Origin of the sequence: Thermincola ferriacetica (assembly GCF_001263415.1) — a bacterium.
Classification (GTDB): Bacteria; Bacillota; Thermincolia; order Thermincolales; family Thermincolaceae; genus Thermincola; species Thermincola ferriacetica.
Window position 1 is genome coordinate 68,261 of record NZ_LGTE01000013.1, and the last position, 21,114, is coordinate 89,374.

Sequence of the window (21,114 nt, forward strand, 5' to 3'; positions counted from 1 at the left end):
CCAGTACGTCTAATATAAGCTTTATTGGGCATATAATTAAATGTTGGCGGTTGTAAGAAATCAAAATTCTCGAAGGGATGGTCAGCAATGAAGTTCAGTTCTTTGAACCCTACAATGGATAAGCTTTTTGAGTGTTTTAAACTGGATGTCGCCTATGTAAAAGGGGAAGGAACATACCTATACGATCAGGCCGGTAATAAATACCTGGATTTTATTGCCCAATACGGCGCGGTTCCCTTCGGATACAACCCACCCGAACTTGTGGCTGCGGCCAAAAAATACTTTGACCTGTCACTGCCTTCTATGGTGCAGCCCTCAATTCCGGTTAAAGCTGTGGAATTAGCAGAAATGCTGCTTCAATTGGCCCCAGGTGAAATGGCCCAGGCCACATTCTGCCAGAGTGGGGCGGAAGCAGTAGAGGTAGCTATTAAATTGGCCAGGTCGACAACGGGAAAACCCAAAATTCTTTCTACAAAAAACAGCTTCCATGGCAAGACCATGGGTGCTTTATCTGCCACAGGCAGGGATGTGTACCAGAAACCCTTTTTCACCCCTGTTCCCGGGTTTGAACATATACCCTTCGGTGATTTGGATATGCTTGAAAACAAAATGCGGACGGAAGGAAAGCAAATTGCTGCCTTTCTGGTGGAACCGATTCAGGGGGAAGGAGGTATAATCGTCCCACCTGAAGGTTATTTAAAAAATGCCGAAATTATCTGCAGAAAGTACGGAGTTCTGTTAGCAGTTGACGAGATCCAGACAGGTCTCGGCAGAACCGGGGAATTGTTTGCCTGTGACAGGGAAGGAGTAGAACCAGATATTTTACTCTTATCAAAAGCTTTGGGGGGCGGGCTGGTTCCTCTGGGCGTCTGTCTCAGTACAAGGCAGGCATGGAATGAAGAATTTGGCCGGCTGCACAGTTCCACCTTTGCCAACAATAATTTTACCTGCGCCATTGGCCTGGCCGTATTGAATAAACTTCTGGAAAACGGCAGGCAATTGATCAATAATGCAAAAAGCGCCGGAAACTACCTGTTAAAAAACTTAGAAGATATCAACAGGCAATATCCCGGTGTAATCAAGGAAATCAGGGGCAGGGGACTGATGCTTGGACTGGAGTTCAACGAATTTGACGGGTCAGAATCATTTAGCATGAAGTACCTGGCGGAACAAGGAGGGTTTTCTCCTCTTTTGGCCGGGTATTTACTCAACGTCCATAAAGTAAGGGTAGCTCCGTTCCTGAATAACCCGATGACGCTGCGTCTGCAGCCTTCATTAACAGTCGCCACTGTTGAAATTGACAGGGCTTTGCATGGTTTGGAACGAGTAGTGAAAGCTTTGTACTATCAGGACCACTGCGAACTGTACAGTTATATCATAGGTAAAGAGCCGGGTCCGATCAGGGACTTCAGATCGGAGAAAAAAGCTGTCACAGGGTCTGAATTACTGCCTGAGGAAAAGCCAACGGAAAAGTTCGCCTTTTTAATTCACTACCCCTCATCTGAAGATGTCATTAAAAACAACCCGTCCTTTAAAAAGGCGTCTAAAGACATCCTGGAAAAACTCATAGATTGGGAGGCATCTTTGGATGCCGAGCCGGAAGTAATTGTACATTTACCGGCTATTAAGTCAAAGGCGGGGAAAATAGCGGAAGGATGGCTGATAGGCATTCCATACAGCGGCCGGCACATGATGGAAATGCCGAGAAAGGATGCAGTAAAAGTATTGGTTACTGCACTGGATAAAGCCAAGGCATTGGGAGCGCGGATAGTTGGCCTGGGCGCATACACTTCGGTGGTTAGCCGGGGTGGCAGCGACCTGCAAGGAAAAGGCATTGCGGTGACTTCCGGTAATAGTTATACCATTGCTACGGCTTTTGATGCCTTAATCGAAGGGGCCCGGTTGATGGGCATAGACCCGGCGGAATCAACGGGTTGTGTTATAGGAGCTACGGGTTCCATAGGCCGGGTATGCGCCATATTACTGGCGGAAGAAATTGATAAGCTGGTCCTGGTGGGAAACCCCGAAAAAGAGAAAACCAGCCTACGCAGGATGGAACAATTGGCAGATGAGATATATACAAGGGCTTTTAGGGAAATTCTGGCCTATAAAGGCAAGGTAGCCAAAATAAAAGGCATAGCCAAATGGTTAAAAGGATTTCTGGACCGGAAACGCAAAGACGACCCGGAGGTATGGAATAAACTGTTAACGGCTTTGGAAAACCAGGGTTTTTCTATAAACGGTTATATCCATGAAAACCTGGCTGCCAAAGGAAAATACAGTAATCCACCGGTGAAAATTACGGTTAATATTAAACAGGCATTATTACAGAGCGACTTAATCATTTCGGCCAGTAACTCAACGAATCATCTGATTGGACCGGGGCATTTAAAACCGGGGAGCGTTATATGTGACGTGGCCAGACCTCCGGATGTATCGGAGGCAGTGCTGGAACAAAGAAAAGACGTCCTGGTCATTGAAGGCGGGCTGGTACAATACCCTGACGACATATGTTTTGGCCAGAACATGGGTTATGAACCCGGTGTAAACATGGCCTGTTTATCGGAAACGATGCTTTTGGCGCTGGAAGGAACATACAGGGATTTCAGCATCGGCTTAAAAATACCGGTAGAAAATGTTTACTACCTGCGTGAGCTGGCCCAAAGGCATGGTTTTAAGCTGGCTACCCCCTGGAACAAAAACGGCGGAGTAACACCTGAAGTGGCCCGAATGATTAAAGAGGCTGCCTTAAAGAACGAAAACGTTGAGAAAATAAAAACCCCAAAAAGCAGTTAGCAAAAATAGGATTGTATCTGTACGAAGCAATGATGCTCTGTTTATGATAGTTTCAGGTTTTGCAGGTTTAACAAATTATAATTAATTCTGCATATGGTGAAAATGCTATATTCTACCGGAATGGGGGTTTCCGGAAGACGTAGAACGGAAAGGAGGAACAGGGATAAAGAAAATTTTGTGCTGCGACGTGTTTAAAAAAACTTAAGGTTCTCGGCCCGTTGACCGAGTTTGATGTCGAGTTTGTGTCCATGGGGCTGCGCCTCCACCCGGCAAAATTGCACCGGGAAGTACAGGCTGTTCTTGACAGGATAACAGGTTATTCGCTGGTAATCCTGGGCTTTGGATTATCTGGAGGGGCCTTGCGCGGAATAAAGGCGCCCTGTACATACATCCATACCGGACACCCCAGGACTTGAAATAACTCTGGCCAAAACCAGGGGTTTTGCCGAATATTCTGGAACTCCCGTGTCATGAAACAGCCGGGAATTTGGATTTCCTCAAAGAGGTTGGTCAGCAGGCCATGGGATAAAGAGAGTTTCGTGATCATTCCGCCTGGCGGGATAATCGATGAAAGTGAGTTTCTCCAAGACGCAGAAAAAGACCATGTACAGGGGACCGGAATAATCCGGGGACAGCCATAAAATTGATAATAAAAGATTGAGGAGGGGGGGTTTTGCCGGCTAAAGCTTTAGCTGAACTGCTTACAAAAGAGAATACGGATTACCAGAATTAGGGATTCCCTTTGATATTTTGGAGATTACCGTAGGAGAAAGGGTCCGCCTGAAGTGTATGGTCCCACCCTGTCCCAACTATGGAAGGAATAAATTCTGTCCGCCCAATCTTCCTGACCTGGAGTTTATCCGAAAAGCCCTGGCTGCATACAGAGGCTGGGTGTTAGTGGTTTTGACCGTTCCGTACAATGAGAAAACACTAAATGAAATCAGGGTGCTTAAACAGCAGAATAAACTGATGAAAATCATCAGTTCTTTTGAGAAAACAGCTTGTGCCAATGTTAATCACCTGGCCTTCGGACTGACCGTTGGTGGTTGTAAGCTGAGCGACGACTGCCCCCCGCCGGGTGAACGATGCCGTCGGCCGCTGGAGGCCCAATCCAGGTATAACGGGCTTTGGCATAGATATAACCACCCTGGCCAGAAAACTTGGGGTAAATGTGGAATGGCCCGTGAAAAGTGAATTGAATTTTATGGGTATGATATTTATTTAATGTTACGCACAGAAAGAAGGCTATTTTTTGCTGAGAACACTAAAAAATTAGTAACAGAAAAAACAAAATGAACCAAGTAAACTATTCGGGTGGGGATACAGGCCACTCAGCCCCAAATTATTACCAATCAGAGAAGAGTTTTTGAGTTTGCAGGTTTAACAAATTATAATTAATTCTGCATATGATGAAAACGCTATATTCCGCCGAAATGGGGGTTTCCGGAAGACATAGAACGGTTAAGGAGGAACAGGGATGAAGAAGATTTTGTGCTGCGACGTGTTTAAAGAAGAACTTAAGGTTCTCGGCCCGTTAACCGGGTTTGATGTCGAGTTTGTGTCCATGGGGCTGCACCTCCACCCGGCAAAATTACACCGGGAAGTACAGGCTGTTCTTGACAGGACAAGAGGTTATTCGCTGGTTATCCTGGGCTTTGGATTATGTGGAGGGGCCTTGCGCGGAATAAAGGCGCCCGGCTGCCCAATGGTTATTTCCCGGGTTCATGACTGTATTCCTCTTTTACTGGGCGGCATGTCCAGATATAATGAGCTGCAGTCAAAGGATAACAAGACTTTTTATTTTTCGGGCGGCTGGGTCGAGGGAGACCGCATGATGATTCCGGAGTATGAGCGGAGCGTCATCCAGTTCGGGCCTAAAAAAGCGCTCCGTATTTATAAGATGATGTTTGAAAACTATAACCGGCTACTGTACATCCATACCGGACACCCCAGGACTGAAATAACTCTGGCCAAAACCAGGGATTTTGCCGACGATCTTCAGCTGCCGTGCCATGAAACCCGTGGAAGCCTGGAATTCCTGAAAAGGTTGCTGACCGGCCCATGGGACAATGAAGAATTTGTGATTGTCCCGGCACACGGGGTGCTGGAAGAAGATGAATTTTTGCAGGAAGGCCAATTGGTCATGGTTCAGGGAACTTAGTGGAAAATGCCAGAATTGGGATGAGATTGCAACTATTTTCAAAGGGAGGGGTTTGTATGCCGGCAGAAGCGTTGGCAAAACTGCTTAGGGAGAATAATGATGATCCTAGAATAACAATAATCCCTTTTGATATCTCCAAGATAAAAGTTGAGGAAAGAGTGCGCCTGAAATGTATGATTCCTCCATGCCCAAACTATGGGCGCAATAAGTTCTGTCCTCCCAACCTGCCTGATATTAACTTTATCAGGGACGCGCTGGCACAGTATAAAGGCGGTGTCTTAGTAGTTTTAACCATCCCGTACAATGACGATGCCATGGCGGAAGTGAGGAAATTTAAACCACAGAACGAACTCATGCGGTTAATCGGCAATTTCGAAAAAACCGCCTGGGCCCACATTAACCACCTTGCCTTTGGGCTGACAGTGGGAGGGTGTAAACTATGTGATGAGTGCCCACCTCCCGGAGAACCATGCAGGCGTCCTCTGGAGGCACATCCGGGAATTACAGGATTTGGCATTGATATAACTACCCTGGCACGAGAACTGGGTGTCAAAATCGAATGGCCTGTCAGAGAAAACCTTAATTTTATGGGAATGATATTTGTGTAGGTTGAGTTAATTATTGCCTTGGGTTTGCCAAAAACGTTGTTGAATGAATAAAGCTATAGGAAAAAAGACTACCCGCGAAGAAATTGACTGAGCAGCGTAGCTGATAAAGGAAATAATTGGGAATAATAAAGAAAACTAACAGCGATAATGGATATTAAGGAAAAGAGCATTTAATGTGAACCACATAAACTGCTTAAGGTATCATTTTCACCATTTAGGCGCAAATCATTACCGATTGGGGAATAGTTTTGGGTATTCAAGGTTTAACAAATTATATTTAATTGTAACGAGGGTGGATGAATATTTTTGAGGTATTTTTTTTAAATAGACATTTAGTATTTGAAAAAGATATTTTAACAAAACCTGGTATGCAAAGAAAACCATAACTATAGTAATTGCTTAAATACTTTTTGGGAGAGTTGAAGAAAACATGGCAAAAAGACTTTTAGAACATAAGATTGGGGAGTTTTTCATAGAAGAAGAGCCGTTTTATATACCACTGGGCAAAGAGATAGAAATGTTTGAGAAGGCTTTTAAAAGCAAATTGCCGGTTATGCTCAAAGGGCCGACGGGATGCGGTAAAACCAGGTTTCTCCAGTACATGGCTTACTGCTTGAAGCGGCCCCTGATTACTGTGGCTTGTCACGAAGACCTTACAACCAGTGACCTGGTGGGAAGGTATTTATTAAAGGGTTCGGAAACCGTCTGGACAGACGGGCCGCTTACCACGGCAGTGAAGATAGGTGCAATATGTTATCTTGATGAGGTAGTAGAGGCCAGAAAAGATACAACAGTCGTTATTCACCCCCTGACTGATGACAGGCGGGTTTTACCGATCGAAAAAAAGGGTGAAATAATAACGGCCCCTGATGAATTTATGCTGGTGGTATCATATAATCCCGGGTATCAGACCTTTCTTAAGGACCTGAAGCAGAGCACCAAGCAGCGATTTATTGCCATGGATTTCGATTATCCGAAACCCGAACTGGAGCAGCAGATCCTGATCCGGGAATCGGGTGTGGACAACGCGACGGCCGGGAAGTTAATAGAACTTGCCCAAAAAATCCGGAACCTGAAAAACAGGGGTCTTGAAGAGGGAGTGAGTACAAGGTTGCTGATCTATGCGGGACAGTTGATTGTCAATGGGATAGATGTAATGGAAGCAGTACGGGCAGCCATGATTAAACCAATCACTGATGATGCCGCTATGCAGATGAGCCTGGAAGAAATCGCCGTCTCGATATTCATTTAGGGTCTGTTCAGGATAGGTGGTGGAGCTATGGGCGGTATAAAGAACCTGGAACTTACCGGGTTTGCGGACCGGTACTTGAAGGCTTTGTCCCTGGAAGAAAGGCAGGATTTCCTGGATTTTATAAGTGGTCTCCCGGAAACGGTAGCCGGGTTGGTCATTGATACAGGACTGCAATTCCACAAATCAAGCGCTGTAAATGGCACCTGGTTTTGGAGAACAGTATCGGTTTTAGCAGGCCGTCTGGAAATACATGAACTGAAACAGTGGCTTGAAGAAGGTACGCGGATATGCCGCGGTCAATGGGATTGTGCTTTATCCTATCTGAAGGAAAGCCCCGCAGTTTTAGAACAGGTTGGAAATCAGGTATTTCTAAACTGGCTGCAAATTGGAAGGTTTCTGGCCAGGTTCAGCAATCATGATACAAACTGGTTTTTTAAGTACAGCGGAAGCATCTTGGAAAAACTTGAAAAGTCAGACCAATACCTCTTAACCTCCTGGATTTTAAAAATTGTTCAGTATTCCTGGACTGCTGCAATTGCCTGTCTGAAATCATGGCCGGAGATAGAACGGTACGGAAAAGGCCTTGACAAAGCAGGCTTACTAGAACAGGGTTATAAACTTGCTATCGAAAAACCGGATGATGCAGATGTTTTTTTTAAAGCATTGCCGAATTTTTTGCAGGTGGCAGGGAGCAAGTATATTTATCAATGGCTGGAGGCAGCCTATGAAGTTACCAATGCTAAACGTGGTACTCTTTCCGCTTTTTTCAAAGCTTCTCCTGAGGTTGCCGTATTTACGGGCAAGGACGTGTTTACAGGTAAAATTAAACATTGGGCACTTCTTGGCAACAGGCTTGCTGCAATAGACAATGAATTGGCCATGGAGTTTTTTGACAAGACTCCTCAGGTGCTAAAAAAAATGGAGTGGAATGAGTTAGAAGAGTGGGTAAGGCTTATAGAAAGAGTAAGCCGGGATTATTCCACCGAAGGTGCCGCTGAATTTATTAAATCCACCCCCGAACTGTTACAGCAACTGGACATAAAGGAGGCTGCCCAGTGGGTTGAATACGGGCTTAAATCCGAACTAGGCGGCAAAAAACTGGCTTATTTTACCATGAAATCTCAGGAAAGCAGGGATGTAATTTCCGGATTGAGGAGCGGCCTACATATAGAGTCCGTGAAAAAGGTGCTTCACATATATTGTGAAGGCTTGACAGGAGAAACGGTAATTATCAGAAATTCATCGGACCTTCCAACTAGAATCCACAGTGATGACCAATTGTTCGGATCTCTTGATACCCGGAGAATTTACTTGCCTGACCTGGTCAAAGTGTTTGAGAACGAACGTGACAACCTTCGATTTTACCGGGTTATGATGATGCACCTGGTTGCCCACCGGAAATTCGGCACCATGGAATTAAGCAAAGCTGAATTCAAAGAACTTGCATTGGACAGCAAGCTCGGCATGCTGTTTGAATATATTGAGGACAACAGGGTAGACTACCTGGCTATGCAGAAATTCCCGGGGCTTGAAAGAGACATGCGTTTATTGGTCAAAGCCTCTGTACGTGAAATTCAAAAAAGAACTCCTAATCTGTATGCGTTTTTGATACATTACCTCTGGTCTGATAAGGCTGATGTTCCTGAGAAAATAAAAACCGAATACCTTCGGTTTTGGGATAATGTACTGAAAAACGGAGCTTCATCCCGGGAATCTCTAAATCTTGCCCGCCGGATTATTAACATTTTATCGTGGCAGGAAATATTTGAGAAGGAATTTTCCCCACATTACGACGGTGAATATAAGAACCTGGCATATAGGGGAAAACTGAAGTTTGATCTGATTTATACTTCGATGAAAGCAGACGAAGAGATTGACGGTTCCCCGGCAGAGGGTTCAAAGGTAAATAACGGGATTGGTCAGGAAGAGGATATTGAATTAGACAAAAAGTTTTTTAGTCCCCAAAACCAGGCACTAAACCTTAGTGATGAATTCTACCTTTGGTTGAAAAAACTTTTGCACAGGTTCCGTGAAGATGAGGAAAATCCTTACCGGATGGTTGTGTATTACGATGAATGGGATCGCACTCTTAATGATTACAAGAAGGACTGGTGCAGGGTCAGGGAAATTTTACTGAAACCCAGTACGGCAGCTTTTGTTGATCGCACTCTTGAAGAAAACTATGGGATGATTAATACTATCAAGCGATATTTCGGTATGCTGCAGCCTGAACGTTTCCGTAGGTACAACAGGCAGGAAGAAGGCGAAGAGGTTGATATTGATGCAGTTATCGAGGCGATGGTAGAAATAAAGGCAGATGTTTCCCCGGGGACGGGTTTTTATGTCAGGCGAGACAAAAGAGAACGTGATGTGGCTGTCGGCTTTCTCCTGGACCTGAGCTATTCAACCGATGAAGTTATTTCGGAGAATGGGAAAACCATTCTGGATGTGGAAATGGAATCAGTTATTGTAATGGCTGAGGCCTTGGAGGTGCTGGGAGATAAATATGCGATATACGGTTTTAACAGCGACCTCAGGGATAAGATTAACTTTTATGTGGTCAAGGATTTTGAGGAGCCGTATACCTTTGAAGTCAAGCAGAGGTTCGGCGGCCTGCAGAGTTACGGGATGACCCGGCTTGCTTCGGCAGTGAGGCATGCGGTGTTTAAGATGGAGAAAGTGCAGGCGGCAATTAAAATCCTCATCATCCTTAGTGACGGCCGTCCCTTTGATTTCGATTATCACAGCCAGTTAACAAAAGACTATGAAGAATTCTATGCTGAAACTGATACCAGGATGTGTCTTAGGGAAGCTAAAATGAAAGGAATCAATCCGTTTTGCATTACTGTAGATCGTAAGGGACAGGATTATCTGGAATATATATTCGGAAATGTTAATTATATCATTATCGATGACATTAACGCCCTACCTACCAAGCTGACTGAAACATATAAGAATTTGACAACATAGAAATCCGCAGAACTCGTTAAATTTATAAATTTACATAACATGTTAAATAAGGAAGGTGAACAACTTGCAGGCTGAACGATATAAATCTCTCGAGGATTATGCGCTTGAACAGGGGGCATTCAGGGCAAAGTTTATCCCGGCGGGCCAGGTGGTGATTGACGAACGGGTTCGCCTGAAATGTCAGGTGCCGGTTTGCCGGGACTACAACAAACACCTGATGTGCCCACCTCATAACTATTCAGTTGAGCATTTCAAGTCACTTTGCACACGGTATTCATCCGCATTGCTGGTCCAGGTCAGAAGTGAAGGGTTTGAGCCAAACCAGTTAACAGAAGCGGAGATAAAACTGCATCTGATAATTAATAAAGTTGAAGGTAAGGCGCTTACCGACGGGTATTACCTGGCAGCCGGTTTTATTGCGTCATCATGCAAGCTTTGTCCCGAATGTGTAGGGTACCATTCCGGAGAACCCTGCCGTCATCCGTATGAAGCACGTCCGAGCATTGAATCAATGGGCGTAGATATCTTTAAGACATCAAAAAATGCCGGGCTTGATTTCCAGTTTGGATTATCAACGGAGGTGATTTATACCGGCTTACTGTTGATTGATTAGGAATTGCCGTACGCCATCAGGCTGAAGGCAAAAAATAATAAAAATATTTAGGAGGGATTTGAGTTGGGAAATGAGTTCAAGAGTGAAATGACAGGTTTGGAAAGGGCTCTGGCGGCGCTTAGTTACAAAAAGCCGGACAGGGTACCGGTGGCTTCTCTGGTTTGCGGGGCAGCCCGGCGGGTATTAGGTGTTACATATGACAAGTGGTCTCAGGATGCTGACCTTATTGCTGATTCATTGTTACAGACACACCAGATTATGAATAATGAATTTGACATTTTTGTAATGTTGGTTGACCTCTCAGTAGAAGCGGGATCATTTGGGCAAAAGGTGATTTTCCCTATAGAAAGTACTGCATATGCTGATCCCGATGATCCGTTGATTAAAACAGTAGATGATTACAGGAGAATTCCCAGGATAAACCCGCGCGAGACCGGACGGATGAAGGTTGTTATCGAAGCTACCGCCAAAGTCGCCAAGGCGAAAGCCAAAGAATACGGCGTCTGCGGGTTTGTGTATGCTCCCCTGGGTGTAATCGGGGCTATGAGGGGCCACGAAAAAATGTTTATCGATTGTATCAAGAACAGGGATGCCATCATTGAAGCCTGTGAAATAATTACCCCTGTTCTTGAGGAATATGCTGTGGCTCAAGTTGAAGCAGGGGCTCAGGCAATAGTAATAGATACCCTTTATGCTTCTGCCACTATCATGAGTCCAAAGATGTGGGAAGCTATTGAAGCTCCTTTTGCCAAGCGGATCGCCGATGCCGTAAGAAAAGCCGGAGGAGCTGTTGTTCTCCATAACTGTGGCGGAGGTATTTACTTTGATGTACAGCAGAAATGGACTAATCCAGTTGCCATCTCCCACGCATATCCAGCGGCCGACTGCAAGACATGGGAAGAGCATGCCGCCAAATGGGGCAAGAAAATAGTGTCCATTGGGTACCTTGAGCCTGCCAAAGTCGGTATGTTCTGGAACGAAGAACAGGTTATGGAAGAAGCCCGCAAATGTATTGAGACCTATAAAGACTGTGACGGCGGTTTTATCCTATCAACCGGCTGTGAATTCCCCCCGAACGGTACATTAATTAATGCCATGGCAATAATTAAGGCTGCCAAGGCTTACGGTTCGTACAAGTAATTATTTTAGTTCGCCTCCGGTATTCATTTCAAACAACCTACTATATAAGTCAGTTGAAGCTAATTAAAAGTTAACAGTATGATCAGGTGCCTTCCGGATTTTTCATCCGGACCGGTCATGGGGAACTGAGGGGGTGAGAAGGTGAAAATAAAAATAATCAGCGGTTTTTTAGGCGCCGGTAAGACAACCTGTGTCAAAAACGTGATAAAGAAGGCAGGCGGTGATATCGCTGTAATCGTGAACGAGTTTGGTGATGTGGGAATTGATGCTGAACTGGTCAGCAAGGGAGATGCCGTTGACATGGTGGAACTCCCCAGTGGTTGTATTTGCTGTACTCTTGCCAATGACCTCGTTTCGGCGGTCAAAGAGATCAAAACCAAATATAACCCCAAAAGACTTGTCATAGAGCCATCGGGGCTGGCCGTACCATCGGGAATCCTGGAGGCCCTGGAACCCATTAAGGAAGAATATGGGCTGGAATTTGAAGGCATTATCGGAATTATAGACGCCGATAGTTTTCTGGCCAATATTCACTCCGGGTTATTTGGCGATTTTTATACTGACCAGCTTGCAAATTCCGATATTATACTGATCAACAAGATTGACCTGGTTAACGAGAACACGGTGAAAGCTATAGAGGAAGAACTGGCAAAACATAACCAGCATGCAATCCTGCTTCAGACCGTAAACTGTGAGACCGACCTTCCTGACATTATAAGGGAACACGGGGCCGATTATCTGCACCTTCATTTTTACCATGATTTTGACTCCCTGGCAATAACTTCTGACAAGGCATTTAACAGCAACCAGCTGGAGGAGATTTTGAAGGAAATGAAGGCCGGAAAATACGGTAATATTTACAGGGCCAAGGGAATCTACAAAACACCGGACGGCGGCGCCGCAAAGATGGATTATGTACAGGGTAATTACGGTTTTGAGAAGTTTCCCGAGACAAATGAGAGTAAATTAATTTTTATTGGTAAGGAATTCGACAGGAAAGCATTGGAACAGCGGTTGGATGTCTTGTGAGAATGGTTTAACCAAAAGCAAACATTTTAAGGAGGAGATTGGAAAATGGCAACTGCGGAAAGAGAGAAGGAGTTGTTTGAGGCACTGAAACAGGGAGTTATCGATTATGATGAAGATGCGGTAAGGGAAACCGCCCAGGCCTGTGTGGATGAGGGCGTTGATGCTTATACCGCCGTGTTCGAGGGCCTGGTAGAAGGCATGAACGAAGTCGGCAGGCTTTACGAAGAGCAGGAGTATTTCGTTCCCGAAATCCTGATGTGCGCTGACGCTCTTTATGCGGGCCTGGATATCCTTAAGCCCCATATCGAGAAAAAGGATATGGGCGTAAAGGGTACGGTTGTCATGGGTGTTGTCCAGGGTGACGTGCACGATATCGGCAAGAACATCGTCAAGATGATGTTTGATGTGGCCGGATTTGAGGTTCATGACCTGGGCCGGGACGTTCCCCTGGAAAAATTCGTGGAGGAACAGCTCAGGGTTGACTCAGACCTGCTCTGTCTTTCGGCCATGATGACCACCACCATGGTAGGGATGCCTGAGGTTATCAAGAAGGTCAAGGAGAAGAACCCCAAGTGTAAGATTATGATCGGCGGCGCGCCTGTATCCGAGGACCTGGCAGACAAGTGGGGCGCAGACGGGTTTGCCAAGGACGCCAATAATGCCCTGAAAGAGGCTCTGAACATGGTTAAAGCTTTGAAAGACATGCAGTAATTCATAACGGGTTTAACATTAATTTAAGGGTTTGCACCGGGCAAACCCTTAAATTAATTATCATTCCACTAACTTATCCTGGTTTTGCTTGAGTTAGCATGTTTTTAATTTATATAGGTCTCTTGATTTTAAATAGGTGAGGGTTGCGAACTTTTGTATAGATATTGGTTGTAACAATAATGGTATGGCCGAGTAAATTCTGGACGTAACCGATATCAGTTCCAGCTTCCAAAAGGTGTGTAGCAAAACAATGGCGAAGAGAATGGCAGGTCACCGTTTTATGGATGCCTGCTTTTTTTACTGCTTTTTCAAAAATCTTTTGCACAGCACGTGTGGTGTATTTGCCACCTCTTTGGCAAAACAGGAATTTTTCGGTCAGGCCTGGGACGGGCAATTTCTCCAAAAGAAAAATCGGACTGATATAATTCAACATAAAGAAATCTTAAAGCATTGATGGTTTGATTGACTGTAGCGGGAAACGTAATAGCATAACCCACTCCTCGAACATTTGTTCTTTTACTTTTCTTCTATAATATGGTAAAATATAATAAATATCAACAATTTTTTATTCAGCGAAAAAATTTCATATATGGTTGATTTTTATAATTTTATTTTTACTTAGTTCACATATAGAAGTGTTAGGCGAAATGGGACCAACTTAGGAGGGTAACGAAATCATTATGAGTCTATCCGCCGAACGTGTATTAGAAGACTTAGTAAGTTACGTAAAATGTCAAGGCTAAGTCTTATCATCAGAAGCTTTAAAAGTTTTTACAGAAGTTGAATACTTATGTCGAGAAAACAATGTCTGCCTTTTTCAGATGAATTCTTTTTTGTGTTACTTAAGGAAACGCCTTTACTTCAACAGATTATAAAAAAGTATGGTGGGGATCCAGACTTAGCCTTACCGGTACTTTATAAAAAATTTGAAGAACGTGACGAATCGAACAGCGGGTTTGACTATGATTCATCGGAATTGTATTCTAATGAACATTTTAGAAAAACTGTAACTAGGTCACGAATTCTGGATTTTGCTATAGAAAGTGCAACTAAAAGGAGAAGCAAAGAAATTGGAGTTATTGAACTTATCGAAGCAATTTTAAATTATCATGAAGAAAACTGGCCAGTATGGGAGAACGGAAATTACTTTGACGAACGACTTCATACTCCTTTTAATACAATTTCTCATGTCGCTGGTGTTTATTGCGAATATTTATGGGTGAATTTAGAAGATGTTCGCAAAGAGTTAAAAGAAATTGAAAAATATGACTTAGCGATATCGTTTGCTGGTGAGGATAGAGAAATAGCAAGAAATATTGCCGAGTTAATGTCACAACAAGAATTTAAGGTTTTTTTCCATGAATACGAAAACGCCGAACTATGGGGTAAAGATTTGTACTCGCACCTTTCCGAAGTCTATTCAAAAAAGGCCAAGTTTTGCTTAATGATTGTTTCAAAAAATTATGCTTGTAAACAGTGGACAAATATTGAGAGAAAAGCCGCACAGGCTAAAGCCTTTCAAGAAAACTCAGAATACATTTTACCCCTAAGACTAGATGATACAGAAATCCCTGGGCTATTACCAACAATAGGTTATATAGATTTAAGACAGCATACAATTACTGAAGTGGTAGAGTTATTAAAAAAGAAAATTAGGTTTGGTCAGCACATCGCCTAAACCAGCTAAGTTAGTGCGCCAAGCAAAGCTTGGTTCTTCTAGCAGGGTGAAAGTCGCTGTCGGGTAAGGCCTAACCAGCCACCCGTATCGAGTGTTGCGCCGAAACTGGTAACAGTTAGGTGAAGCGTACACAGAGAACCATATAGGCCATAGGGAGAACCGTAGCTCCCGAAGCATATACAGCCCCGTCAATGGCGGAAAATGCAGGCGGCGACGTGTTTAACGCCACGGAAGCCAACACAAAGGAATCGTTAGAGTGAGATTCCGGAGGGTTTGCCGGGGTCCAAGCACATGGCATGTATGGAGAGAAGTACCAGGAACTTGGGAGGCCCTGTCGGTTCCAACCAACTCGGTTTCTACCAAAATGCCGAAAGAATCCTAATATAAATGGCTAAATCGAAGGAGCCAAAGGCGGAGCTTCAACTGGATGGAATTTCGGAAAACCCTGGACAGATACAAAATATTGCGGCCTCGAATAATGGAGAGTCGTAACTGCCAGTTAGAACTTGAATTTGATTTTGTCTGATTACGGAAGTGAGTATTACTGAAGAGTCCGGTGCGGTAGTTCCGCACGCCGGGATCTGTGCGGGGGTTGGCGGGGGATTAATAAAGATTCCGGTAATGTATTTGTTGATGGGTGTCCCCCTAAAAGTGGCTGCCGCCACCAGCAACTTTATGATCGGAGTTACCGCAAGCGCCAGTGCGTTTGTATATTATCTGAACGGAAACATAGATGCAGCGGCGGCAGTCCCCGTGGCCCTGGGAGTGTTTGGCGGGGCTGCCGTAGGAACCCGCATTAATGAGCGAATTTCCACACGGTCCCTGAAGAAAGTGTTTATATTTGTGTTTATCTATATAGCAATTCAGATGTTTATCAAGGGTTTCAGGGGGTAGCCGATGAATCAGAAGAGTATTGATATCAACCGGATACTGGCAATGCTGCTGCGGGCTGGTTCAGCTTTAAGCGTAGTCCTGATGGCCGCCGGAATGGCACTTGCATTGGCAGCAGACGGAGGCCTGGAGGGACAACGGGCGGTGGGCCTGGGCTTTTTTCAGGTAATTGCCGGGGTAATGGAATTGAATCCCCCGGCCGTAATGACACTTGGCATCCTTGTCCTGTTATTTACTCCGTTTCTCAGGGTAATAGGCGCCTTCCTTTCATTTCTCCTGATTGAAAAGGATATCAAATACAGCCTGATTTCTTTTGGGGTCCTGCTGATTATGACACTAAGTCTGCTGGTCCCCGGGCTGCACTAGGTTATGATAAAGGAGCGGGTTCACAGGAACCTCTCCTTTTTTGCAATCTTATGGAGAATAAATAAGATTGTAACATTAGTGGAAAAAGAAGGGATTATGGAGGTTTGTGTAGAATTAGAAATTATTATTGCAATTTTCAGTATTTAAGATTTGCTTTGATTTCAACTCACTACCGTTCCTCCTGCTCCTCAACATTCGTTAACCAGCCTTCCTGAATACTGTGGAGGAAAGAACGTGGAGGAGTTCTCGGAGGAAGGAGCGGGCTTGGTCTTCGGAGGGGAAGAGGTACAGTTCCCTCCCGAGCCACTCACCAGACAGGCCCTTCCGCTTCTTCACTGTCTGTCTTAAATGCTCCCGAGCAGTCTCCGTAAGTTCGAACGGTGCTTGGAAGCCTACACCGTAGGAGTAGCCTTTAGCCTCTGGCGGAAGGCTTGACTTGCTTAAGCGAACGAGGTAGACCTCAGGCACTCCAAGAATACGGCAGATCGCTGCGTAACGAGTCATCGTGCTATCTCCAGTCTCAAGAGAATCCACCCACGAATGTGACGCTGTCTCTAGATACCCGTCTAGTAGTGCCTCAGCTAGCTCCGGAGCGAGCTGTCCGGTTGCCACCTCAAGAGCCATCTGCCGGCGTTCCATGTCTGTCCAGCTGATGAACACAGGTTTCACCTCCCTCAATGGGTTTTTTTGTCTTGTACGGAAATTATCTTTAAGCGTTGACGGCAGCTGAAGGAGTCGGAGACTCTTCCACTTGACCGTCTACGAGGTCTAGAAACTCATCTGTAGACATCGCCTTATACTCCTCCCACGTCAAAGTTGGAACTCGCTTCAAACCGAGTTTCCTAGCGCATGATTCACATAGGCCGTCTCTCCGTGGAACCGAAGTTACCATAGGTGCACGGTGTCCATCCGGATAGATTATCCAGCAAAGAGTTCTTGGTAGGCGGTAACGGAGTGGAAGACCACACCTCTTACAGAAATCAAACATCGTCGGACGCTCATCAACTCTCTGACTCAACTGAGAAACCTCCTTTCGAGAGTTATGATTTAATTATAATGGAAGGAAAAGGAACTTAAAAGTTGAAGAAAAGTGAGGAAAACCATCGAACCAACGAAAAATCGAAATCGGTTTGTCCTCAGTTTCCGGCGCAGGAGGAAGCCCTACGTTGCTGCTCTAAGCGAGCAACGTAGGCCTCCTACGCCTCGTAGGTAAAACAACCAACGAAAAATCATATTTATATAGGCCCCGGGGTTTTCGTTGGTTGTTTCTTCGTTAGAGCTTGTTAACGCCGGACGTTGTTTACTTGTACGTCCGTGCGAAGATAGACAGTGGCCTTCTTCCCTCTTCCACCGGATGTACCCTCAACGACAATTTCCTTAGGAGTGTTAGCCCGCAGCCACTGTCCGTTTAGCTGGTTGATGTCGTCTTGAAGAGTCTCCTTCTTCACCTCTACACCTTTAGCTGCCACCCGCGTAATTAGTTCATCCCACGTCAGAGGCTCTACCGCTTCCTCCAAGACCTGTACAAGTAGCCGACGACGTGCTTGTATTGTCTGCTGCTTCTTACTTCCTCCATCTGACTCCTCCCAACGCTTCTCTGTCTCCTGCTTATCGTAAATGAATCTTCCACTATCAGCACGTACGCAGTAATACGGTTTTTTAGCCGTTTCCTTGACTAAGTTACCGGAGATGCCGATTGCGAAGTATCCGAGAGGGTCTCCGGTTGACTGAGGCCCGTAGATTCCAATCTGAAAACGGCTTGCAGCGAGTAGAGCAGTTGATCCACGTAGACCTGAGAGCGTGGAGAGTTCCTCCAGCCAGTCAGCTCCAGCAGGTGGCTTACGAGAGTGATGGAGGATTATGTCTGTCCGGTTGTCTCCATATGCTTGAAGGTCTCGTAGGTTGTTGATGACGATAGCCATCTCCGATGGGCTGTTCTCTTCCTTGCTGTGTATCGAACGCAACGCATCATAGATAACAACGTGAGGCCAGAACTCTTCTAGAAGCTCTACAAAGTAGCGGTAACCAGGACTGTTTTCATCATCAACCCTGAGGGAGAGAGACGCGATGCGAAGGTCGACACCGAAGCTCTGATATGCATACTCAACTTCTTCGTCCGTCGGACTTGGCTTGTTGGTCAGTATCGCTCGGAACCGTGGGAGGATCTCATTCTCAAGAGATGCGTCCTCCTCAATGAACAGGATGTTTAGTGGACGTGGGAGGTCTGATGCTGGACGAAGTCCTTCAATACCTGCAAGAGGTTCTCCAGTCGCCAGACTGTAAATGAGGTTGAGAGCTAGAGTTGTCTTACCGTTCTGAGAAGGACCCCAGAGTAGTCCAATCTCTCCACGTGGAATTGCATTCTCAACTACCCAACCAGCAGGTTTTGGTGGGTGGATAATGTGCTCTGCAGTGTAGATAACTCTCCGTGGTCTTGGAACGTTCCGGAGATACTTTACTAAGCGCGCGTCAACATTGAAGTCCGTCAGTCCGAAGTTGTCCGTCCAGTACCGCATATCCTTACACCATTCGCAGATGTCCTTGTTCGTCGGAGAGACCACGACCTCGTCGGTAAGTTTTACTCGTGTAGGTAGACTAACGGTTTTGAAGCGCTCGCCTAATCCTTCCCTGACGGTGTTTGCGATTTTCTTTGACGTCTCATCTCCTTGACGGTAGAAAATAATGCGGTCAAAGTTCCGAGCGTAGTCTAGCCACTCTTCAGGGAAGGAACTTCCAGGCCAACCAATCACTGGGATATCTAGACCACACTTTTCAACGGCTTGAGAGAGGCGTAGGTAGTCACTTCCTCCCTCCGCAATTGCGACTACCGACTCACCGGAGCGAATTGCATCGTCAAGACCGATAGGCCAGACACTTGAATCTGGGAGATTCCTTTTGCCACGTTCTCCACGGAGACCGACTCCTACACAGATTCCAGATCGAATCATCGGAAAGACGACCGCTGCTCCAACCCTCGTGTAATCACGGTAACCCACACCACACCGAAGCAAGGTTTCAAGCTCGAGGTCGTGAGAGTCGAGATACTCTTGCAGGTACGGAGGTACTTGACCAGACTCGACAATCTCCTCCAACCGCTGCCGACTCTTCTCAACATAGTCCTCAAAGTACTGACAGAGCTCTGGAGATGGTCTCTTCACTTTCGTCATCGACCGTTCTTGTGCCTCAATGCTCGGACCGTAGGTGAGGTTGAACAGCCACTGGTCTTTTTCTCTGTTGTCCGCTGGTTCTCCATGCTGCCTTACTATTCCGTAGTAGTCGTTCTCAAGCTGCTTGAGTTTTGACCAGGAAAAGGAGCCACATACAAAACAGTTGAGGGTTCCGGTCCGAACATTGAATCCTGCTGACGCGTTCTCGTCATCGTGGAACGGACAGTGAATTGATGAGACCCACCCAGATGAGTTTTCAGGACGCCGCAACTCTTGTGCGTAGTCCCTAACGCAGGAATTTACACTGAGCAGGTTAAGAATCCGCCCTCCTTCCTCGCGGAAATAGTCAGTTCCAAAATTGACCTTCATAGGTAAAACCTCCTCTCTAATGCTTGATTTTATTTTAAGATAAAGCTACGAAACTTTCAATATGTAGTTTCGATAATTTTAGTTCCGATGTTTAGACGTGTTAACATATTCGACTCTTGTAGGGAGTCTCGTAATCTGTTATAATGTCTATGAAAGTACACGAGTTTGGAGGAGTTTCTATGAAAGACAAGAAACCTGAGCCACGCACGAAGATGGTATCGGCAACCTTCACCACAGAAGAGTTTGAGGCGATTCAACGAGCAGCATTGCAAACAGACCGAAGACCAGCCGGACTCGTTAGATACGCGACACTACTGTACTTGAAAGAGCTCGGACTTTTACAAGAGGAGGGAATCACTGATGAAGAAAGCTAAGTTCCTCCCACTACTACTCATAGCTGTACTGCTTCTCACTTCCTGTGGGAAGGAAGTTGGACCAAAGAATGTCGACGCCGCGGAGAAGGCAGTTTCCAGCATCAAGCCGGAAGACCTTCAAAGCGTGAAGGGTGCTGTCCATCAACTCCATTTCGTCCTCAACGACTTGGTATCCTGGGGTCACTCCAGACGGTTTACGGAGAACACGGAGTGGTACTCAAGTGAAACAGCGTGGAAGATTGTTAATGAGTACCTAACTGAGCAGAAGATTGCTGACCGTGCCAGAGAAATAGCGAAGACGGTCGAATCGGAGACACTCAAACAAGACCTCGAATCGTTTGCCAATTCCTTAGAGCAGGCATACGAAAAGCGAGATGTCAACCTCCTGATACACGCACACCGTATCATCCACGACTTGGACTACTGGGTGTTCGGTAATGAGACGTTCTATGATAAGGGTAGTGAACCTCCAAGGGGTTCTCGCGACTACTGGGGAGTGACAGTAACGCTGGAGGGTAAGAAATAAGTTTCCTTCATTGAAAGTTCCTACCAAGTATCTTAAAATATAATCAAGACAGAGTCAGGAGTAGAGCTCCGGGAGCCTCAAAGAGGCTCGCTCGTCGAGTTCCTAGGTGTTTTTCAAGTCCAGACTGTCCAAGGAGTCTCTAGCAAACAGTGGCAAGTAAGACAGTCCTCAGTTCTCTCCTCTCGGTGGATCTCAGAGAACAATGAGAGACGTCTCCTCCTAAAGGTAGTGCGGAAGTGAGTTTGCAGTAGAGAGTGTCGATGAGGAAGTTGACCAAGACCAAACGGAGAGTCCTCCACAGAACTACTCCCTGGAGAGACCTCTGGTACTGGTAGCGGATGAGAGTTCCCTCTCATTCGTTTCCCTCAGATGAGGAGTACTGGCAATAGCTGGTACTCCTCATTTCATGAAAAGTTCCCTTCTTTGGTTGAAGTAATAAAATAGTTGATGAAAAAAGTTCCTA

19 protein-coding genes are annotated in these 21,114 nt (G+C 45.5%); 16 read left to right on the top strand and 3 right to left on the bottom strand.

Annotated features, from left to right (window positions below; genetic code table 11):
• Positions 1-87 precede the first annotated feature (87 nt).
• From Tfer_RS09570 to Tfer_RS09620, 11 genes are all read left to right on the top strand, one after another.
• Positions 88-2,796 (top strand): aminotransferase class III-fold pyridoxal phosphate-dependent enzyme, encoded by a 2,709-nt coding sequence (locus Tfer_RS09570; protein WP_052218203.1) that lies wholly within the window; start codon positions 88-90, stop codon positions 2,794-2,796.
• Positions 2,797-3,014: 218 nt separating this feature from the next.
• On the top strand, positions 3,015-3,212 hold the full coding sequence (locus tag Tfer_RS09575; protein ID WP_052218204.1) for a DUF1638 domain-containing protein: 198 nt from the start codon (positions 3,015-3,017) through the stop codon (positions 3,210-3,212).
• Between the two features lie 334 nt (positions 3,213-3,546).
• Positions 3,547-3,990 carry a DUF2284 domain-containing protein gene (locus tag Tfer_RS09580; protein WP_152909024.1) on the top strand — a complete coding sequence of 148 codons (444 nt, stop codon included), beginning with the start codon at positions 3,547-3,549 and terminating at the stop codon, positions 3,988-3,990.
• A gap of 283 nt (positions 3,991-4,273) precedes the next feature.
• A complete protein-coding gene (locus Tfer_RS09585) occupies positions 4,274-4,957 on the top strand; it encodes a DUF1638 domain-containing protein (protein ID WP_052218206.1) in 684 nt (227 codons plus the stop codon).
• 56 nt (positions 4,958-5,013) lie between these two features.
• Positions 5,014-5,565, top strand: a complete 552-nt coding sequence (locus Tfer_RS09590) for a DUF2284 domain-containing protein (RefSeq protein WP_052218207.1) — start codon at positions 5,014-5,016, stop codon at positions 5,563-5,565.
• A 430-nt stretch (positions 5,566-5,995) separates the two neighbouring features.
• Entirely contained in the window at positions 5,996-6,817 is an 822-nt protein-coding gene (locus Tfer_RS09595) for a CbbQ/NirQ/NorQ/GpvN family protein (protein WP_052218208.1), read from the top strand.
• A 27-nt stretch (positions 6,818-6,844) separates the two neighbouring features.
• Positions 6,845-9,787: a nitric oxide reductase activation protein NorD gene (locus Tfer_RS09600; RefSeq protein WP_052218209.1), complete on the top strand. Its 2,943-nt coding sequence runs from the start codon at positions 6,845-6,847 to the stop codon at positions 9,785-9,787.
• Positions 9,788-9,851: 64 nt separating this feature from the next.
• Positions 9,852-10,400: a DUF2284 domain-containing protein gene (locus Tfer_RS09605; protein ID WP_052218210.1), complete on the top strand. Its 549-nt coding sequence runs from the start codon at positions 9,852-9,854 to the stop codon at positions 10,398-10,400.
• Between the two features lie 63 nt (positions 10,401-10,463).
• On the top strand, positions 10,464-11,540 hold the full coding sequence (locus tag Tfer_RS09610) for a uroporphyrinogen decarboxylase family protein (RefSeq protein ID WP_242843576.1): 1,077 nt from the start codon (positions 10,464-10,466) through the stop codon (positions 11,538-11,540).
• A 141-nt stretch (positions 11,541-11,681) separates the two neighbouring features.
• Positions 11,682-12,569: a CobW family GTP-binding protein gene (locus Tfer_RS09615; protein ID WP_052218211.1), complete on the top strand. Its 888-nt coding sequence runs from the start codon at positions 11,682-11,684 to the stop codon at positions 12,567-12,569.
• Between the two features lie 45 nt (positions 12,570-12,614).
• The gene (locus Tfer_RS09620; RefSeq protein ID WP_052218212.1) at positions 12,615-13,280 is read left to right on the top strand and encodes a cobalamin B12-binding domain-containing protein; all 666 of its coding nucleotides are present in this window, start codon (positions 12,615-12,617) and stop codon (positions 13,278-13,280) included.
• 109 nt (positions 13,281-13,389) lie between these two features.
• On the opposite strand, the gene Tfer_RS09625 is transcribed toward Tfer_RS09620, so the two are convergent.
• Positions 13,390-13,713 carry a tyrosine-type recombinase/integrase gene (locus tag Tfer_RS09625; protein WP_052218213.1) on the bottom strand — a complete coding sequence of 108 codons (324 nt, stop codon included), beginning with the start codon at positions 13,711-13,713 and terminating at the stop codon, positions 13,390-13,392.
• A 357-nt stretch (positions 13,714-14,070) separates the two neighbouring features.
• On the opposite strand from Tfer_RS09625, the gene Tfer_RS09630 reads away from it, so the two are divergent.
• The 3 genes from Tfer_RS09630 to Tfer_RS09640 all read left to right on the top strand — a co-directional run bounded on the left by Tfer_RS09630 (position 14,071) and on the right by Tfer_RS09640 (position 16,215).
• The gene (locus Tfer_RS09630; RefSeq protein ID WP_052218214.1) at positions 14,071-14,958 is read left to right on the top strand and encodes a toll/interleukin-1 receptor domain-containing protein; all 888 of its coding nucleotides are present in this window, start codon (positions 14,071-14,073) and stop codon (positions 14,956-14,958) included.
• Positions 14,959-15,492: 534 nt separating this feature from the next.
• Positions 15,493-15,852 (top strand): sulfite exporter TauE/SafE family protein, encoded by a 360-nt coding sequence (locus tag Tfer_RS09635; RefSeq protein WP_242843577.1) that lies wholly within the window; start codon positions 15,493-15,495, stop codon positions 15,850-15,852.
• Between the two features lie 3 nt (positions 15,853-15,855).
• Positions 15,856-16,215 (top strand): DUF1634 domain-containing protein, encoded by a 360-nt coding sequence (locus tag Tfer_RS09640; protein ID WP_052218216.1) that lies wholly within the window; start codon positions 15,856-15,858, stop codon positions 16,213-16,215.
• Between the two features lie 198 nt (positions 16,216-16,413).
• Here Tfer_RS09640 and Tfer_RS09645 read toward each other — a convergent pair whose 3' ends face one another.
• Both Tfer_RS09645 and Tfer_RS09655 read right to left on the bottom strand, forming a co-directional pair.
• On the bottom strand, positions 16,414-16,875 hold the full coding sequence (locus Tfer_RS09645) for a hypothetical protein (protein ID WP_052218217.1): 462 nt from the start codon (positions 16,873-16,875) through the stop codon (positions 16,414-16,416).
• 623 nt (positions 16,876-17,498) lie between these two features.
• Positions 17,499-19,751 carry an AAA family ATPase gene (locus Tfer_RS09655; RefSeq protein ID WP_052218219.1) on the bottom strand — a complete coding sequence of 751 codons (2,253 nt, stop codon included), beginning with the start codon at positions 19,749-19,751 and terminating at the stop codon, positions 17,499-17,501.
• A gap of 179 nt (positions 19,752-19,930) precedes the next feature.
• Here Tfer_RS09655 and Tfer_RS09660 point away from each other — a divergent pair, with 179 nt between their 5' ends.
• Together Tfer_RS09660 and Tfer_RS09665 are read left to right on the top strand one after the other, a co-directional pair.
• Entirely contained in the window at positions 19,931-20,125 is a 195-nt protein-coding gene (locus Tfer_RS09660) for a hypothetical protein (protein ID WP_052218220.1), read from the top strand.
• Positions 20,112-20,651, top strand: a complete 540-nt coding sequence (locus Tfer_RS09665) for a hypothetical protein (RefSeq protein WP_052218221.1) — start codon at positions 20,112-20,114, stop codon at positions 20,649-20,651. The genes Tfer_RS09660 and Tfer_RS09665 overlap by 14 nt, the downstream gene beginning before the upstream one ends.
• Positions 20,652-21,114: the final 463 nt, after the last annotated feature.

Bases quoted from the DNA above. Each gene is read 5' to 3' on its own strand.
- Tfer_RS09630 (WP_052218214.1), top strand. From the start codon at position 14,071: ATGTCGAGAAAACAATGTCTGCCTTTTTCAGATGAATTCTTTTTTGTG.
- Tfer_RS09660 (WP_052218220.1), top strand. From the start codon at position 19,931: ATGAAAGACAAGAAACCTGAGCCACGCACGAAGATGGTATCGGCAACC.
- Tfer_RS09620 (WP_052218212.1), top strand. From the start codon at position 12,615: ATGGCAACTGCGGAAAGAGAGAAGGAGTTGTTTGAGGCACTGAAACAG.
- Tfer_RS09655 (WP_052218219.1), bottom strand. From the start codon at position 19,751: ATGAAGGTCAATTTTGGAACTGACTATTTCCGCGAGGAAGGAGGGCGG.
- Tfer_RS09640 (WP_052218216.1), top strand. From the start codon at position 15,856: ATGAATCAGAAGAGTATTGATATCAACCGGATACTGGCAATGCTGCTG.
- Tfer_RS09570 (WP_052218203.1), top strand. From the start codon at position 88: ATGAAGTTCAGTTCTTTGAACCCTACAATGGATAAGCTTTTTGAGTGT.
- Tfer_RS09600 (WP_052218209.1), top strand. From the start codon at position 6,845: ATGGGCGGTATAAAGAACCTGGAACTTACCGGGTTTGCGGACCGGTAC.
- Tfer_RS09595 (WP_052218208.1), top strand. From the start codon at position 5,996: ATGGCAAAAAGACTTTTAGAACATAAGATTGGGGAGTTTTTCATAGAA.
- Tfer_RS09590 (WP_052218207.1), top strand. From the start codon at position 5,014: ATGCCGGCAGAAGCGTTGGCAAAACTGCTTAGGGAGAATAATGATGAT.
- Tfer_RS09665 (WP_052218221.1), top strand. From the start codon at position 20,112: ATGAAGAAAGCTAAGTTCCTCCCACTACTACTCATAGCTGTACTGCTT.
- Tfer_RS09625 (WP_052218213.1), bottom strand. From the start codon at position 13,713: ATGTTGAATTATATCAGTCCGATTTTTCTTTTGGAGAAATTGCCCGTC.
- Tfer_RS09585 (WP_052218206.1), top strand. From the start codon at position 4,274: ATGAAGAAGATTTTGTGCTGCGACGTGTTTAAAGAAGAACTTAAGGTT.